Annotated in this window: 14 protein-coding genes and 1 other RNA gene; 13 read left to right on the top strand and 2 right to left on the bottom strand. The window is 70.5% G+C overall.

The window, feature by feature from the left end; translation table 11 throughout:
- On the top strand, window positions 1–489 hold the full coding sequence (gene smpB / locus OG430_RS29770; protein ID WP_327355701.1) for an SsrA-binding protein SmpB: 489 nt from the start codon (window positions 1–3) through the stop codon (window positions 487–489).
- 81 nt (window positions 490–570) lie between these two features.
- Window positions 571–958: a transfer-messenger RNA gene (gene ssrA, locus OG430_RS29775) on the top strand.
- A gap of 74 nt (window positions 959–1,032) precedes the next feature.
- Here the strand turns inward: ssrA and OG430_RS29780 are convergent.
- Window positions 1,033–1,479, bottom strand: coding sequence for a DUF4870 domain-containing protein (locus OG430_RS29780; RefSeq protein ID WP_327355702.1), 447 nt, complete (start codon window positions 1,477–1,479; stop codon window positions 1,033–1,035).
- A gap of 115 nt (window positions 1,480–1,594) precedes the next feature.
- Here OG430_RS29780 and dacB point away from each other — a divergent pair, with 115 nt between their 5' ends.
- Window positions 1,595–3,169: a D-alanyl-D-alanine carboxypeptidase/D-alanyl-D-alanine endopeptidase gene (gene dacB, locus OG430_RS29785; protein ID WP_327355703.1), complete on the top strand. Its 1,575-nt coding sequence runs from the start codon at window positions 1,595–1,597 to the stop codon at window positions 3,167–3,169.
- On the opposite strand, the gene OG430_RS29790 is transcribed toward dacB, so the two are convergent.
- Window positions 3,160–4,431, bottom strand: coding sequence for an MFS transporter (locus OG430_RS29790; protein WP_327355704.1), 1,272 nt, complete (start codon window positions 4,429–4,431; stop codon window positions 3,160–3,162). The two genes, dacB and OG430_RS29790, sit on opposite strands and share 10 nt — an antisense overlap.
- Before the next feature lie 83 nt (window positions 4,432–4,514).
- On the opposite strand from OG430_RS29790, the gene OG430_RS29795 reads away from it, so the two are divergent.
- From OG430_RS29795 to OG430_RS29840, 10 genes are all read left to right on the top strand, one after another.
- A complete protein-coding gene (locus tag OG430_RS29795) occupies window positions 4,515–5,510 on the top strand; it encodes a LysR family transcriptional regulator (protein ID WP_327355705.1) in 996 nt (331 codons plus the stop codon).
- A 206-nt stretch (window positions 5,511–5,716) separates the two neighbouring features.
- Window positions 5,717–6,367 carry a hypothetical protein gene (locus OG430_RS29800; RefSeq protein ID WP_327355706.1) on the top strand — a complete coding sequence of 217 codons (651 nt, stop codon included), beginning with the start codon at window positions 5,717–5,719 and terminating at the stop codon, window positions 6,365–6,367.
- A gap of 125 nt (window positions 6,368–6,492) precedes the next feature.
- Complete coding sequence (locus tag OG430_RS29805) at window positions 6,493–8,610, top strand: glycosyltransferase (protein WP_327359272.1); 2,118 nt, start codon at window positions 6,493–6,495, stop codon at window positions 8,608–8,610.
- Window positions 8,607–9,914: an acyltransferase family protein gene (locus OG430_RS29810; protein WP_442816574.1), complete on the top strand. Its 1,308-nt coding sequence runs from the start codon at window positions 8,607–8,609 to the stop codon at window positions 9,912–9,914. Before OG430_RS29805 ends, OG430_RS29810 begins: the two co-directional genes overlap by 4 nt.
- A 107-nt stretch (window positions 9,915–10,021) precedes the next feature.
- A complete protein-coding gene (locus OG430_RS29815) occupies window positions 10,022–11,401 on the top strand; it encodes a nitrate/nitrite transporter (RefSeq protein ID WP_327355707.1) in 1,380 nt (459 codons plus the stop codon).
- A 145-nt stretch (window positions 11,402–11,546) separates the two neighbouring features.
- Window positions 11,547–12,710 (top strand): uroporphyrinogen-III synthase, encoded by a 1,164-nt coding sequence (locus tag OG430_RS29820; protein WP_327355709.1) that lies wholly within the window; start codon window positions 11,547–11,549, stop codon window positions 12,708–12,710.
- Between the two features lie 76 nt (window positions 12,711–12,786).
- Window positions 12,787–13,329 (top strand): anthrone oxygenase family protein, encoded by a 543-nt coding sequence (locus OG430_RS29825; protein ID WP_327355710.1) that lies wholly within the window; start codon window positions 12,787–12,789, stop codon window positions 13,327–13,329.
- Between the two features lie 590 nt (window positions 13,330–13,919).
- Window positions 13,920–14,531, top strand: a complete 612-nt coding sequence (locus OG430_RS29830; protein ID WP_327355711.1) for a CGNR zinc finger domain-containing protein — start codon at window positions 13,920–13,922, stop codon at window positions 14,529–14,531.
- Between the two features lie 153 nt (window positions 14,532–14,684).
- Complete coding sequence (locus tag OG430_RS29835; protein ID WP_327355712.1) at window positions 14,685–15,257, top strand: sigma-70 family RNA polymerase sigma factor; 573 nt, start codon at window positions 14,685–14,687, stop codon at window positions 15,255–15,257.
- Window positions 15,254–16,042 (top strand): anti-sigma factor family protein, encoded by a 789-nt coding sequence (locus tag OG430_RS29840; RefSeq protein ID WP_327355713.1) that lies wholly within the window; start codon window positions 15,254–15,256, stop codon window positions 16,040–16,042. The genes OG430_RS29835 and OG430_RS29840 overlap by 4 nt, the downstream gene beginning before the upstream one ends.
- Window positions 16,043–16,091: the final 49 nt, after the last annotated feature.

Raw genomic sequence — 16,091 nt, forward strand, 5'->3', positions numbered from 1 at the left:
ATGGCTAAGGAAAAAGGGCGCAAGCTGATCGCGCAGAACAAGAAGGCGCGGCACGACTACACCATCATCGACACCTACGAGTGCGGCCTCGTGCTGACCGGTACCGAGGTCAAGTCGATGCGTCAGGGGCGGGCCTCGCTGACGGACGGCTTCGTCCAGATCGACGGCAACGAGGCGTGGCTGCACAACGTGCACGTGCCGGAGTACAGCCAGGGCACGTGGACGAACCACAGCGCCCGGCGCAAGCGGAAGCTCCTGATGCACCGCCACGAGATCGACAAGCTCGAGTCGAAGTCGCAGGAGTCGGGTCACACGATCGTGCCCCTCGCGCTGTACTTCAAGGACGGCCGGGCCAAGGTCGAGATCGCCCTCGCGAAGGGCAAGAAGGAGTACGACAAGCGGCAGACGCTGCGCGAGAAGCAGGACACCCGCGAGACGAACCGGGCGATCGCCGCGGTGCGCAGGCAGCAGCGGAGCCAGCACGGCTAAAAGATCTGGCATGGGGCGGCCCGGGTCGCGTACCATGGCAGCAGAGCACCCCGCGAGGGGCGCACTTTGAAAAATCAACATGGGGATGATCGGTTTCGACAGCGGATGTCGAAGCAGGGGAAGCGAGCCGAGGAAGCGGCAATGATCTCGTAAACCATATGTCGCAACCAATAATCGCCAATTCCAAGAGCGATTCCCAGTCCTTCGCCCTCGCTGCCTAATAACAGCGACTGAAGGACCCTAAAAGGGTGTCAGCCCGGGGGTGTTCCCGACCCGGACCCTGGCATAATCTAGGGAACTAAACCTTCCAGCCCGGTCACGGGGTTGGAAGGGAAATCAAACAGTGACTGGGCCCGTCGGCGACTTGTTCGCGTGATTGCCGGGGCCGAGAAAATCACAGCGAACTGCGCTCGGAGAAGCCCTGATTCCGCACCGTTGGACGCGGGTTCGATTCCCGCCATCTCCACAATTCCCATGTGAGGCAAAGGCCCCGCTGCTGAGGCAGCGGGGCCTTTGTCGTTTTCCGGGTCGGGTCCGTGCGTTTCACCGGACCATTGGGAAGGCCAGGTATACCGGGTACTGGAACGGCTCCAGACGCGTCGCCCTCATCATCCCGATGATGCTGTACGCGACCCCGAAGGCGAGATACGCGAGAAAGCCGAGGCATAGAGGGATCAGGCCCAAAAGGAACAGCGTTTCGTGGCCGTCGTCGAAAGTGCCGACTGTCATCAGGCCCACGAGGGCCAGGAAGCCCGCCCCCCAGGCGATCAGCTGTGTCAGGACGAAGTTCAGGGCCGTGGTCGCATGACTCCGGGTGTGCTCGTCCCTGGCGCTCGCCCTGATGGCCAGTGCCGGAATCCAGGCCAGATACGGAAAGCCCGTGATCAGGCACAGGACGTGCGAGAGATGGCTGAAGAGTGCGCCGGTGGTGGAGGGGGCGGCAGGGGTCTGCGGGTCGTCCTTGGGCCCCCACGTCTGGTAGGTCGTCATGGAATCAACGCTAAGTAGCGTCTATTTCGATAATCCGGGCAATATGTAACAAAACCCTTGCGGTGTGGGCATGCGTTCTGTTGCGCAGCCCCCGTTTCCGGGATGCTCCCGTGCCATGAGTAGACCCGTGAGACGCAGAAATGCCTGGATCTGGACCGCAGTCCTCGGCCTCGCGGCCACCCTCACCTGGAGCTCACCGGCCGGCGCGGGCCCCGAGGACGCAGGGCTGCCGGAGGCCATCGACAAGATCCTCGCCGATCCCCGCCTCGACGGGGGTGCGGCGAGCGTCGTCGTCGCCGATGCCGCCACCGGCCAGACCCTCTACCAGCACCAGCCCGCCGGGCGCCTGATGCCCGCCTCCAACACCAAGCTGCCCACCTCGGCCGCCGCGATCGCCCTGCTCGGCCCCGACTACCGCTTCCGCACCGATGCCCTGTCCGACGGGCGCAAGCAGGGCTCCGTACTCGTGGGCGACCTGTATCTGCGCGGGACCGGTGATCCCACCGCGCTCGCCAAGGACTACGACGCCCTGGCCGCCGATCTCGCGGGGTCCGGGATCAAGACCGTGAGCGGGCGGCTGATCGCCGACGACACCCGGTTCGACAGCCAGCGGCTCGGCCGGTCCTGGGCCGCCGACGACGAGTCCTCGTACTACTCGGCGCAGATCTCGGCGCTCACCGTCGCGCCCGACACGGACTACGACGCGGGCACCGTCATCGTCGAGGTGTTCCCGGGTGCCGCGGCCGGGGACAAGCCACGCACCGCCCTCACTCCGAAGACGGGGTACGTCGATATCGACGTACAGGCGAAGACCGTGCCCGCGGGGCAGGAGAACACCCTGACCGTGGAGCGGGTGCACGGCTCCAACACCATCACCGTCAGCGGCAACATCCCCGTCGGTGACGACCCCGCCAAGGAGTGGGTCACCGTCTGGGCGCCCACCGGGTACGCGGCCGCCGTCTTCCGGGACGCCCTCGCCGCGCACGGTGTACGCGTCGTCGGGAAGACCCAGCTCGGCAGGGCCACTCCCAAGGACGCCAAGCAGCTCGCCGGGCACAGCTCCATGCCGCTCAAGGAGCTGCTCGTCCCCTTCATGAAGCTCAGCAACAACATGCACGCCGAAGCGCTCACCAAGGCCATGGGCTACCAGGCGACGGGGAGCGGGAGTTGGAGCGCCGGGCTCGCCGCAATCGACGGCTTCCTTAAGAAGGAGGGCGTCGACAGGGGGAAGCTGCGGCAGGTGGACGGGTCCGGGCTCTCCCGGATGAACAACTTCCCCGCCGACCAGCTCGCCAAGCTGCTCCTCGCCGTGCGGGACGCCCCCTGGTACGCGGACTGGTACCGCTCGCTGCCGGTGGCCTGCGATCCGGACCGGTTCGTCGGCGGGACGCTCAGGTCGCGGATGTGCGGGACGCCGGCCGCTCTCAACGCCCATGCGAAGACGGGGTCGTTGACCGGTGCCTCGGCGCTCTCCGGATATGTGAAGGACGCGGGCGGCAGGGAGCTGGTCTTCAGCATCGTCCTCAATAACTACCTGGCCCCGTCCGTGAAGAGCATCGAGGACGCCATCGTCGTCACGCTCGCCAAGTCGAGTGCCGACAAGACCGTGCTCGTACGTCCCCGCACCGAGCGCGCCGCCGAGCGGAGCGCCGACCTCGAATGCTCCTGGCAGAAGCCGAGTCAATGCTGAGACCGGCGGCGTAGGAAGGCCAGGGCCAGGGCGAGCGCGGCCGCCGCGACCGGCACCGCGTAGGCCGTGCTCGCGCCCAGGTGCTCCACCGCCCAGCCGCCGCTCGCGGAGCCGCAGGCGATGCCCCCGAGCAGGCCGGTCACCGCGAGGGTCATGCCCTCGTTGAGCCGGCCCTCGGGGGTGCGGGCCTGCACCAGCGTCATGCCGGTGACCATGGTCGGCGCGGTCGCCATCCCGGCGACGAGCAGCGCGGGCGCGAGCGCGAGCAGCGAGCCGGTGGCGGTCGTGGTGAGCAGAGGCAGGGACATCAGTACGGCCATGGCGGCGAGACAGCCGCGAAAGCGCCGGTCCACCGGTCCGCGGAGCCGGAGCGTGCCGTACACGAGTCCGGCGACGCACGATCCCGCCGCCTGCAGCGCGAGGACCGGGCCCGCGGCTGCGGGATGCCCCAGCTCATCGGCGTACGCGACCGTGATGACCTCCATCGCGCCGAAGATCGCGCCCGTGGCGAGAAAGACGGTGAGCAGCGGCGCCAACGTGCGTACGGGGGAAGGGCCTTGGGGTGTACGTCCCTGCGCGGGCGGCTCGGTCGAGCGCTGGGCCGCGAAGAGCAGTACGCCCGTGAGCAGGAACGCGGCGCCGGTCAAGGTGCCCGCCTCGGGGGCGATCGCCGTGCACAGGAAGGCGGCCAGGACGGGGCCGAGCATGAAGCAGAGCTCGTCCGCGGCCTGCTCGAAGGCGTTGGCGGTGTGCAGGGCCTTGGGGTCGTCCTTGAGGAGGTGCTGCCAGCGGGCGCGGGACATACCGCCGGTGTTGGGCGTGGTGGCGGTGGCCGCGTAGGCGGCGAACAGGGTCCAGGTGGGGGCGTCCAGGCGGACGCAGAGGACCAGGGCGAGCGAGCCGAGGGCCGCAAGTGCCGTGGCGGGTACGGCAATTCGGGCCTGCCCGTGCCGGTCGACCAGGCGGGCCGTCCAGGGGGCGACCAGGGCGGTCGTGGCCAGACCGGTCGCCGTCACGGCACCGGCGAGCGCGTACGAGCCGCGCTGCCCCGCGATCATGATGACGGCGCTGACGCCGAACATGCCCATGGGCAGGCGGGCCAGGAGATTGCCGAGGGTGAAGGCGCGGGTGCCGGGGATGCGGAAGAGGCGCAAGTAGGGGTTGCGGGAGGGGCGCTTGGGTGCGCGTGGGGAGGCGGCTATCAGGCGGTCGCCGGTGAGCGTGAGGATGGGGGAGGCGGTGCGGAGCGGGGCGTCGGGCATGGACCAAGGCTCGGGGTGCGGGTGGGGCGGGGTCCAACACCTTCTGGGCGCCGATTCACGCACCTGGGTTGTAAGTTCGGCGCGTGAATCCGATATCGGGCCCGGGCCCCGGCCTCCCCAGGGACATCGAGCCGCGCCTCCTCCGTGCCTTCGCCGCCGTCGCCGACGAGCTGCACTTCACCCGGGCGGCCGCCCGGCTGTACGTCGCCCAGCAGGCCCTTAGCCGTGATGTGCGGCGCCTGGAGCGGGAGTTGGGTGCCGAGCTGTTCGTGCGCAGCACGCGCGCGGTGGCGCTCACCGCAGAGGGGGAGCGGCTGCTGCCGTACGCGCGGCGGGTGCTCCAGGCACAGGACGAGCTGCACGCCGCCGCCGACGGGGGCAGCCGGGCCCTCCTGGTCGATGTGAACAGCCCGGGCCTCGCCTTCGAGCGGGTCCTCGCCCGCGCCCGCGAACTCGCCCCCGAGTGCGAGCTGATGGCCCGCTACGAGAGCGGTCTGACCGGGGCGGCCACCGAGATCATGGCCGGGCGGCTGGACGCCTCCTTCGGCCGGTACGCGGGCCTGGCCCCGCAGTTGCGGGCGGGCCTCGCGCAGCAGCCCGTGCGGTACGAGCGCATGGCGGTCGTGCTGCCCGACGATCACCCGCTGGCGGCACAGGCAGCGGTGCGCCTGGACGAGCTGCGCGGGGAGAGCGTGTACGCGGGGGCCGGCAATCCTCGGACGCCGGAGTGGACGGACCTCGCGCGGCAGCTCTTCGCAGGGCGGGGGATCGAGGTCGCCGCGCCCGCGCCGCTCGCCGTGGGCGTCGAGGAGTTCCGGCGGATCATGGCCAAGCACCGGAACCCGGTCCTCGCCGTGGTGGACTTTCCGGCCATGCCGGGCAGCGTGGTCCGGCCGCTCGTGGACCCCGTTCCCCTGTCGCCCGTGTCACTGGTGTGGAACAAAACGCTGAAGCATCCCGGGCTCGCCGCACTGCGGGCGGCTGCGACCGAAGTCGCCAGGTCGGAGGGGTGGTTGGAGCATGGTCCGAACCATTGGATTCCGGAAACAGATGCACTCATCATGATGAGTCAGAACTGACTGGAAAGTACGACTGTCACTCGCTTGCGCTACATTCGTGGTCCGGGCGCAGTGGGACAAGGGGGGCGTTCGGACCGGGTGGGGACTCGGTCCGGCGGCGAGTGCCCGGTCTCGCGCGTGCGCCCAAATCAGTCTGTCGGGGGCGTACTTCAGTGGAAATGTGGCGAGAAGACCCATCTTCGGGACACACCCATGACCCGAACGAGGTGACGGTCCAGATCGACGGCATAGGCCGTCAGCTGCCGGGGCTCTCCCCGGCACCGGACGAGCCGGAGGCCGCCGAGGGCCCGGTGTTCGTCGACGAGTCCGGCAGCCGCAGCCGCAGAGTGCGCCGCATCGGCTGGGTGCTCGGCATCTGCTGCGCGGTGTACGCCGTGGTGCTCGGCGTCACGCTCCTGTCCGGCAATTCGGACGCGCCCTGGATGCCCGGCCTCGGCAAGGACGACGACCGGCCCGCGGGCCGCGTCGACACCTCGCCCGGCCCCAGCGAACTGCCGGGCGCCGGCGCGCAACCTGTCGGCCCCTCCACGACTCCGGTCCCCTCGGGCAGCGCGAGCCCCGGCGCCGACCCGTCCGGCAGCGCCTCGCCCGGCGATTCGGCGAGCCCCGGCGCCACCGAGCCGGGCGAGCCAAGCGGCAACCCGTCCGACGGCGGCCCCGGTCCGACGGATCCCGGCGACCCGGACCCCACGGACCCGCCCGTCACCCAGGAGCCCACCGACCCGCCGCCCACGACCGACCCGCCGGTCGACCCGAGCGAGACGCCGGTCAGCGACGGGGCCGGCGCAGGGCAGCCGATCTCCTTCCAGAGCCCGCAGAACCCGCAGAGCCCCGCCCCGGAGGGCGCACAGCGATGACCGCACCTTCCCGTCGAGCCGCACCCACGGGCTCCCGCCGAGCCGCGCCCGCGGGTGCCCGCCGGGGCGCCCCCGCCCCCGCGCGCTCCCGCAGAGCGGCCAAGGCCAAGCGGCGCCGGCTGCCCATGCGCTATCTGCTGCCGCTGCTGTTCCTCGTCGCCCTGCTGGCGATGCTGATGCTGCGCGGCTACGTACACAGCGAGATCCTCGCCGACCACCGCGTGCGCCCGCCCGCCGCCACCGACCAGGTGCCCGAGAAGATCCTCAAGGGCGGCCCGGTCATCGATGTGCGCGACGGCGAGATGAAGGCACTCAGCGTCCCCGAGCACCGCCTGGTGCTCACCTTCGACGACGGGCCCGACCCGGAGTGGACCCCGAAGGTCCTCGACAAGCTCAAGGAACACCACGCGCACGGCGTCTTCTTCGTCACCGGCACCATGGCCGCCCGCCACCCGGACCTGGTGGAGCGGATGGTGAAGGAGGGGCACGAGGTCGGGCTGCACACCTTCAACCACCCCGATCTCTCCTACCAGTCCAAGAGCCGCATCGACTGGGAGCTCTCGCAGAACCAGCTGTCGATCGCGGGCGCGGCGGGCATCCGTACGTCCCTGTTCCGGCCGCCGTACTCCTCCTTCTCGGACGCCTTCGACAACAAGTCGTGGCCCGTGACGTCCTACATCGGCGGCCGCGGCTACATCACGGTCGTCAACAACACCGACAGTGAGGACTGGAAGCGCCCCGGCGTCGACGAGATCATCAAGCGGGCCACCCCGAAGGGCGGCAAGGGCGCGATCGTGCTCATGCACGACTCCGGCGGCGACCGCTCGCAGACCGTCGCGGCCCTCGACCGCTTCCTGCCCGAACTCCAGGCCAAGGGCTATGAGTTCACCAACCTCACCGAGGCCATGGGCGCCCCCAGCGCCCACATCCCGGTGACCGGGTTCGATCTGTGGAAGGCGCGGGCGTTCGTCTTCGCCGTCCAGGTCTCCGAGAAGGCCACCGTCGGACTCGTCGTGGGCCTCGCCGTGATCGGGGCCCTTGTCCTGGCCCGGTTCGGCCTGATGCTGCTGCTCTCCGCCATCCACGCGCGCCGCACCCGCAAGCGCGACTTCTCGTGGGGGCCGCCGGTCCGGGAGCCGGTGAGCGTCCTCGTACCGGCGTACAACGAGGCGAAGTGCATCGAGAACACCGTGCGTTCGCTGATGGGCAGTGACCATCCCATCGAGGTCATCGTCATCGACGACGGCTCCACCGACGGCACCGCGCGCATCGTCGAAGGCCTGCGGCTGCCCAACGTCCGGGTGGTCCGCCAGCACAACGCCGGCAAGCCCGCCGCCCTCAACCGCGGTCTCGCCAACGCCCGTTACGACATCATCGTGATGATGGACGGCGACACGGTCTTCGAGCCGTCCACCGTCCGTGAGCTGGTCCAGCCCTTCGGCGACCGCCGGGTCGGCGCCGTCGCGGGCAACGCCAAGGTGGGCAACAAGGACTCGCTGATCGGCGCCTGGCAGCACATCGAGTACGTGATGGGCTTCAACCTCGACCGCCGCATGTACGACGTGCTGCGCTGCATGCCCACCATCCCGGGCGCGGTCGGGGCCTTCAGGCGCAGCGCCCTGGAGCGGGTCGGCGGCATGAGCGACGACACGCTCGCCGAGGACACCGACATCACCATGGCCATGCACCGCGACGGCTGGCGCGTCGTGTACGCCGAGCGGGCGCGGGCCTGGACCGAAGCCCCGGAAACGGTCCAGCAGTTGTGGTCGCAGCGCTACCGCTGGTCGTACGGCACCATGCAGGCCATCTGGAAGCACCGGCGCGCGATCATCGAGCGCGGTCCCTCCGGACGGTTCGGGCGGGTCGGCCTTCCGCTGGTCTCGCTGTTCATGGTCCTCGCGCCGCTGCTCGCGCCGCTCATCGACGTCTTCCTGTTGTACGGACTCGTCTTCGGCCCCACCCAGAAGACGGTCCTCGCCTGGCTCGGCGTGCTCGCCGTGCAGGCCGTCTGTGCCGCGTACGCCTTCCGGCTCGACCGCGAGCGCATGACCCATCTGATCTCGCTGCCCCTCCAGCAGATTCTCTACCGGCAGCTGATGTACGTCGTGCTGCTCCAGTCCTGGATCACCGCCCTGACCGGAGGCCGGCTCCGCTGGCAGAAGCTCCGGCGCACCGGAGTGGTGGGTGCGGCGCCCGGCTCGATGCCGGGGCAGCGCCGCAATGAGCGGAGGCCCGTCGCGTGACGACCCACAGAGCCCCATCGGGCGACACCCGGCCCCTGCACGTGGTGCCGGACCTCGGCCCCGGCCGGCCGGCCCCCGGCGGACCGGCCACGACTCCGGCCTGGGCCGCGCCCAAGAAGCCCGGCCGCGACCGGTACCTGGACCTGCTGCGGTCCCTCGCCCTGGTCCGCGTGGTGATCTACCACATCTTCGGCTGGGCCTGGCTGACCATCCTGTTCCCGTCCATGGGCGTGATGTTCGCGCTCGCCGGGTCGCTGATGGCGCGCTCGCTCAACCGGCCCGCGTGGAGCGTGATCCGGGGACGTATCCGCCGACTCCTGCCGCCCGTCTGGCTGTTCGGGGCCGCGATGCTCCCGCTGATGTTCTACGCGGGCTGGCAGCCGACCAGGACCGGGACCTGGCTGATCGAGTTCGGCAACTACCTCTTCCCGGTGGGCGCCCCGCCGCTGCCCTGGCACCTCGGGGACAAGGCGGGCCTCCTGGAGGACACCTGGGCGGTGAACGCCGTCGGGCCGCTCTGGTACATCCGGGCCTATCTGTGGTTCGTGATCGCCTCGCCGCTGCTCCTGTGGGCGTTCCGCAAGGTGCCGTGGGCGACGCTGTGCGCGCCGCTCGCGCTCACCGCGGTCATCGGCACCGGACTGGTCAAGATCCCCGGCGAGACGGGGAACGCGGTCCAGGACTTCGCGATCTACGGCTCCTGCTGGGTGCTGGGCTTCGCCCACCAGGAAGGCGTGCTCCAGCGGGTACCCCGCTACCTGGCGATATCCGCGTCCTCGCTGCTCATGGCCTTCGGCCTGTGGTGGGCATCGGGGCACCTCGGCCCGGACGGCTGGGACCTCAACGACATTCCGCTCGCCCAGGCCACCTGGTCGCTCGGGTTCGTGGTGATCCTGCTGCAGTACTCGCCGTCCTGGCAGGAACTGCCCGGAAGACTCGCCAAGTTCGACAAGCTGGTCACCCTCTCCAACAACCGCGCGGTGACCATCTACCTCTGGCACAACATGCTGATCACGGCGACCGTGCCGATCCTGGACCAGCTGTGGAAGATCCCGTACGTCGACCAGCATTTGAGCGACGCGCTCGAGACGACGTACATGGTGTGGATGTTCCTCCTGGTCTGGCCGCTGATCGGCCTGGTCATCCTGACGACGGGCTGGGTGGAGGACCTGGCGGCCAAGCGCAGTCCCAGGCTGTGGCCAGTGGGGTCTCCCCTGCTCGAGCGAAGCCGAGAGCTTGGGGAAGGGGCCGGAAAGGCTCCGGCCAAGCGGGCGCGGGCGAACACCGGCTCACACCGACGCTGAGTTGCGGGTGAGAGTAAGGTTTCAACGCGGTCACCTGGCGGCACGGGGCTGAAATGCGCCCTCCATAGCGTCGGCATCACGACCCGACGCATCAGTGGAGGCGCGCGATGACAGCCCCAACCACCACCGCACCGCGCAAGGGGGGCCGCTGGATCGAGCAGTGGGACCCGGAGGACGAAGGATTCTGGAAGGAGACGGGGGAGCGGACCGCCCGGCGCAATCTCGTCTTCTCCGTCCTGTCCGAGCACATCGGGTTCTCGATCTGGACCCTGTGGTCGGTGATGGTCCTGTTCATGGGACCGGAGTACGGCATCGACCCGGCCGGCAAGTTCTTCCTCGTGGCCATGGCCACCCTGGTGGGCGCCGTGATCCGGGTCCCGTACACCTTCGCCGTGGCCCGCTTCGGCGGCCGCAACTGGACGATCTTCGCGGCCTCCATGCTGCTCCTGCCGACCATCGCCGCCTTCGCGGTCATGGAGCCCGGCACCTCGTACACCACCTTCATGCTGTGCGCCCTGCTCACCGGCGTGGGCGGCGGCAACTTCGCCTCCTCCATGACCAACATCAACTCCTTCTTCCCGCTGCGGAAGAAGGGCTGGGCGCTCGGCCTGAACGCGGGCGGCGGCAACATCGGCGTACCCGTGGTGCAGCTGGTCGCGCTCGGCGTGATCGGGGCGAGCGGCGGCCCGCGGGTGCTGCTCGGCATCTACATCCCGCTGATCGCGGCCTCCGCGGTCTGCGCCGCGCTCTTCATGGACAACCTCGCGCCGGTCAAGAACGACACCGGGGCCGCCAAGGAGGCCGTGCGGGACCCGCACACCTGGATCATGGCGTTCCTGTACATCGGCACCTTCGGCTCGTTCATCGGCTACAGCTTCGCCTTCGGCCTGGTGTTGCAGACCCAGTTCGGGCGGACCCCGCTGCAGGCCGCGTCCATCACCTTCATCGGGCCGCTGCTCGGCTCGCTGATCCGGCCCGTCGGCGGCTGGCTCGCCGACCGGTACGGCGGGGCGCGCATCACGCTGTGGAACTTCGTCGGCATGGCCCTGGCGACCGCCGTCGTCGTCCTGGCCTCCACCCAGAAGTCGCTGCCGCTGTTCACCGCGGCCTTCATCGTGCTGTTCGTCCTGTCGGGCCTCGGCAACGGGTCGACGTACAAGATGATCCCCGGGATCTTCCAGGCCAAGGCCGTGGCCAAGGGCCTCACCGGCGAGGCCGCGGCCGCGTACGGCAGGCGCCTTTCCGGTGCCTCCATGGGCCTGATCGGCGCGGTCGGCGCGCTCGGCGGGCTCGGCATCAACCTGGCCTTCAGGCAGTCCTTCCAGACGGTGGGCTCCGGCACCGGCGCCTTCGTCGGATTCCTCGCCTTCTACGCGGCCTGCTTCGTGATGACGTGGGCCGTATACCTTCGCCGCACGGCCCCGGCGCCCACCCCGTCGGCGGTGGCCCCCGAGGCGAAGCCGCAGCTCAGCTACGCGGAGGTGTGATCGTCGGGAACGTACACCCGAAGATCGTCGGGTACGTGCGCCCGAGGAGGGTGACGTAACACCGAGGCAATCGGAGCGAACCGAGCCTGTCACGCACTGTTGGCAGGCTCGGTCGCCACGCATCACCGTCAGGCGGGACGACACCATGCAAGCGCACACAGCCGCAGCCCCGGCGCCGACCGGTCAGGGGCCCCTCGCGGGCTTCACCATCGGGGTCACCGCCGCCCGCCGGGCCGATGAACTCGGCGCGCTCCTCACCCGGCGCGGCGGCACCGTCCTGCACGCGCCCGCGCTGCGGATCGTGCCGCTCGCCGACGACAGCGAACTGCTCGCCGCCACCAAGCAGTTGCTCGACCACGCCCCCGACGTGGTGGTCGCCACCACCGCGATCGGCTTCCGCGGCTGGGTCGAAGCGGCCGACGGCTGGGGCCTCGGCGAGGCCCTGCTCGCCTGCCTCGGCGGGAGCGAACTCCTCGCCCGTGGGCCCAAGGTGAAGGGCGCCATCCGCGCCCAGGGCCTGACCGAGCACTGGTCCCCGTCGTCCGAGTCCATGGCCGAGGTCCTGGACCGGCTGCTCGCCGAAGGCGTCGACGGCCGGCGCATCGCCCTCCAGCTGCACGGCGAGCCGCTGCCCGGCTTCGTCGAGGCGCTGCGGGCGGGCGGCGCGGACGTGGTCGGCGTCCCCGTCTACCGCTGGCTGCCGCCCGAGGACCTGGCCCCCCTCGACCGCCTCATCGACGCGACGCTCTCGCGCGGCGTGGACGCGCTCACCTTCACCAGCGCGCCCGCCGCGGCCTCGCTGCTCTCGCGGGCCGAGGAGCGCGGTCAGCTCGACCAGTTGATCGCCGCCCTGCACCACGACGTGCTGCCGGCGTGCGTCGGGCCGGTCACCGCGCTGCCGCTGCAGGCGCACGGGCTCGACACCGTGCAGCCGGAGCGGTTCCGGCTCGGGCCGCTGGTGCAGCTGCTCTGCCTCGAACTCCCTTCTCGTACGCGTACGTTGCCGATCGCCGGGCGGCGCGTGGAGATCCGCGGCCATGCGGTGCTCGTGGACGACGAGCTGCAGGCCGTGCCGCCGGCCGGGATGGCGCTGCTCCGGGCGCTTGCGCGGCGGCCGGGGTGGGTGGTGGCGCGGGCGGAGTTGCTGCGTACGTTGCCGGGGGCGGGGCGGGACGAGCACGCGGTGGAGACCGCCATGGCGCGGCTGCGGTCCGCCCTGGGGGCGCCCAAGCTGATTCAGACCGTGGTCAAGCGGGGGTACCGGCTGGCGCTGGATCCGGCGGCGGACGCGAAGTACGCGGACTCGTAGGGGTGTTGGACGCTCGCGTATGCGGGCGCGCTTCTAGCCCATGGGAAAGCTCAGCCGTTGCGGCTTGACTTGAGCCATGACACAGAACACGCAGGTGCGGCGGGGAGCCGCAGGGGTGGTCCTGATCGCGGCGACCGTGGTGAGCGGGCTGATGGCCGGGGTCTGGTACGCGTACGCGACTTCGGTCATGGGGGCGCTCGGGCGCACCGACGACCGGACCTTCATCGAGGTCATGCAGAACATCAACGAAATGATCCAGAACCCGGTGTTCTTCGCGGGCCTCTTCGGCGCGCTGATCCTGCCGGCCGTCGCGGCGTGGCAAGCACGGCGGGCCGGGCAGCGGGACGTCCTGCTGTGGACGCTGGCCGGACTCGCGCTGTACTTCGCCGTGTTCGTGGTGACCTCGGGCGCCAGCGTCCCGCTGAACGACCAGCTGGCGGCCGCGGGCAATCCGGCGAAGATCGCCGATCCGGCAGGGGTGCGGGGGGACTTCGAGGATCCCTGGGTCGCCTGGAACATCGTGCGAGCGCTGCTCAACACGGCAGCGGTGGCGTGCCTGGCGCGGGCGCTGGCGGTACGGGGGAGGGTCCGGCAGGGGCGGTACGCCGTGCAGGGGTAGGGCTCGGCCGGATCCTGGGTCGTGGTTGCCGGTGGGCCTGGGGGCAAGCCTGGATCCTGGTTGCGCGCGGGCCTGGGACACACCTGGATCCGGCCCGCCGACCGGCCAGGGATGCGGTTGGATCCTGGCCGCCGACGGGCCCGGGTGCACCTGGGTCCTGGCCGTCCGTGGGTCTGGGACACACCTGGATCCGGCCCGCCGACCGGCCAGGGATGCGGTTGGATCCTGGCCGTCGACGGGCCCGGGTGCACCTGGGTCCTGGCCGTCCGTGGGTCTGGGACACACCTGGATCCGGCCCGCCGACCGGCCAGGGATGCGGTTGGATCCTGGCCGCCGACGGCCCGGGTACACCTGGGTCCTGGCCGCCCGTAGGCCTGGGGGCGCCTGGGCCCTGCCCGCCGGTCGGCCTGGGACGTGGCGGGGCCCTGGCCGCAACAGGCCTGGGGCAAGCCGGGATTCCGGCTGACGGTCGGCCTGGGGCGTCCCGGATCCCGACCGGCAGGGCGGCAGGAGCCCTTCCGGTCGCGGCACCGGGAGGGCACTCTGGGGAGTAGCTCCCCGGTAACCCCCCACAAGGCGGTGACAGGCGCATGGCAGCGGGCACGTCTTTCGGCGATGCGGGCTCGGGCGCGTACGAGCTGCGGTTCGACTCCGGGCGGGTCTGCCTGGACCTCCTCGCCACCGCACACCCCGACGAACACCTCAGCGGCACCGAGCCGTTGCGGGCCTGGCTCAAGGGTGCGGGGCTCGTCCCCGCCAGCACCCCGCTCGGCCTGATCGACGCCGGCTGCGCGACCGCCTTCCGGGAACTGCGGGACCACATAGCCGAGTTGGTCACCGATGCGCCGAACCTCGACGGCCGGCCCTTCGACGCGGCCCTCGCCCACCTCAACGCGCTGGCCGCAGGCTCACCCCCGGCGCCGCGTGCGGTGCGTACCGCGGACGGCGGTCTGGTCCGCGCACTGCACCAGGACCCCGGCGCCCCGGCACTGCTCGCGGCGGTCGCGCGGGACGCGGTGGAGCTGCTCACCGACCCGGCCGCGCGCTCCCGGATCCGGCAGTGCGAGGGCGACAACTGCCCGATCATCTACCTCGACACGTCCCGGGGCCGCCGGCGCCGCTGGTGCTCCAGCGAGATCTGCGGCAACCGCGAACGCGTGGCCCGGCACCGGCGCAGGGCGGCGGCCCTGGCCCGCGTCTGAAGCCCACGCCGGTGGCGTAGCGCCTACTCAGCCGCGTACCGCTACTGAATGGACGTACAGGAAGACGCTTTGAACGGAGCGCGGCCCGCGTACGTAACTCACCCATGAGCAAGGTGGGTGAGCCCACCTGTATGGGGGACACCGGAGGTAGGCGTGCGCAAGGATTCCGCTGTGGCCGACGACCGCCCGCCGCGAGCCCGACATCGGGGTCAACCGGCGGAGCCCGACGAGGAGTTGATGCGCGCGCTCTACCGGGAGCACGCGGGTCCACTGCTCGCCTATGTGCTGCGCCTGGTGGCGGGCGACCGGCAGCGGGCCGAGGACGTCGTACAGGAAACGCTGATCAGGGCGTGGAAGAACGCGGGGCAGCTGAATCGCGCCACTGGCTCGGTCCGGCCCTGGTTGGTGACAGTGGCGCGGCGTATCGTCATCGACGGCCACCGCAGCCGGCAGGCCCGGCCGCAGGAGGTCGACCCGTCACCACTGGAGGTCATCCCCGCGGAGGACGAGATCGACAAGGCGCTGTGGCTGATGACTCTTTCCGACGCTCTCGAGGACCTGACTCCCGCGCACCGGGAGGTACTTGTCGAGACGTACTTCAAAGGGCGTACCGTCAATGAGGCGGCCGAAGCCCTCGGCATACCCAGCGGGACGGTCCGCTCCCGGGTGTTCTACGCCCTGCGCTCCATGAAACTGGCCCTGGAAGAGCGGGGGGTGACGGCATGACCGCGTACGACACGAACAGTGGCGCACCCGACATGGAAGCCATGCACGAGACGGTCGGCGCCTACGCCCTGGGCATCCTGGACGACGCGGAGGCCACCGCCTTCGAGGCGCACCTGGCCGAGTGCGACTTCTGCCAGGTCCAGCTGGAGGAGCTGGCCGGCATGGAGCCGATGCTGGCCGCCCTCGCGGACATGCCCGAGCAGCGCGGGCCTGAGGTGGGGAACCAGCTCTCGGCCAAGCCCAGCGACAAGCTGCTCGGCAATCTCGTGGACGAGGTCGCCGAGAAGCGCGCCCAAAAGCGCCGGCGGTCCTTCTACCTGGTGGCGGCAGCGGCGGCCCTGATCATCGGCGGCCCGCTCACGGTCATGGCGGTGACCGGCGGGAGCGACAGCACGGGAACCCCGTCGGCGCACTCCACCAGCCCCGCCCAGGACGCGTTCTTCCACCACATGGAGGAGAAGGTCGAGGCGACCGACGCGAAGACCGACGTCACCGCGACCGTCGGCCTGGAGAAGAAGGCCTGGGGCACCCACACGGTCCTGGAACTCAAGAACGTCAAGGGCCCGCTCAAGTGCTCCCTCATCGCCGTGGGCAAGAACGGCAAGGAGGAGACGGTCACCTCCTGGTCAGTCCCGAAGTGGGGCTACGGCATCGAGGACAGCCCGAACAAATGGGCCCGCACCCCGCTCTACGTGCACGGCGGCGCCGCGATGGACCGCGCCGACATCGACCACTTCGAGGTCCGCACCTTCGACGGCAAGCGGCTGGTGGAGGTGAAGGCGTGAGATTTTGTGCCCGTCCGGTGAAGGTGAACAGGTAAGAAGCGTGCACCCA

This window comes from Streptomyces sp. NBC_01304, from assembly GCF_035975855.1.
Classification (GTDB): Bacteria; Actinomycetota; Actinomycetes; order Streptomycetales; family Streptomycetaceae; genus Streptomyces.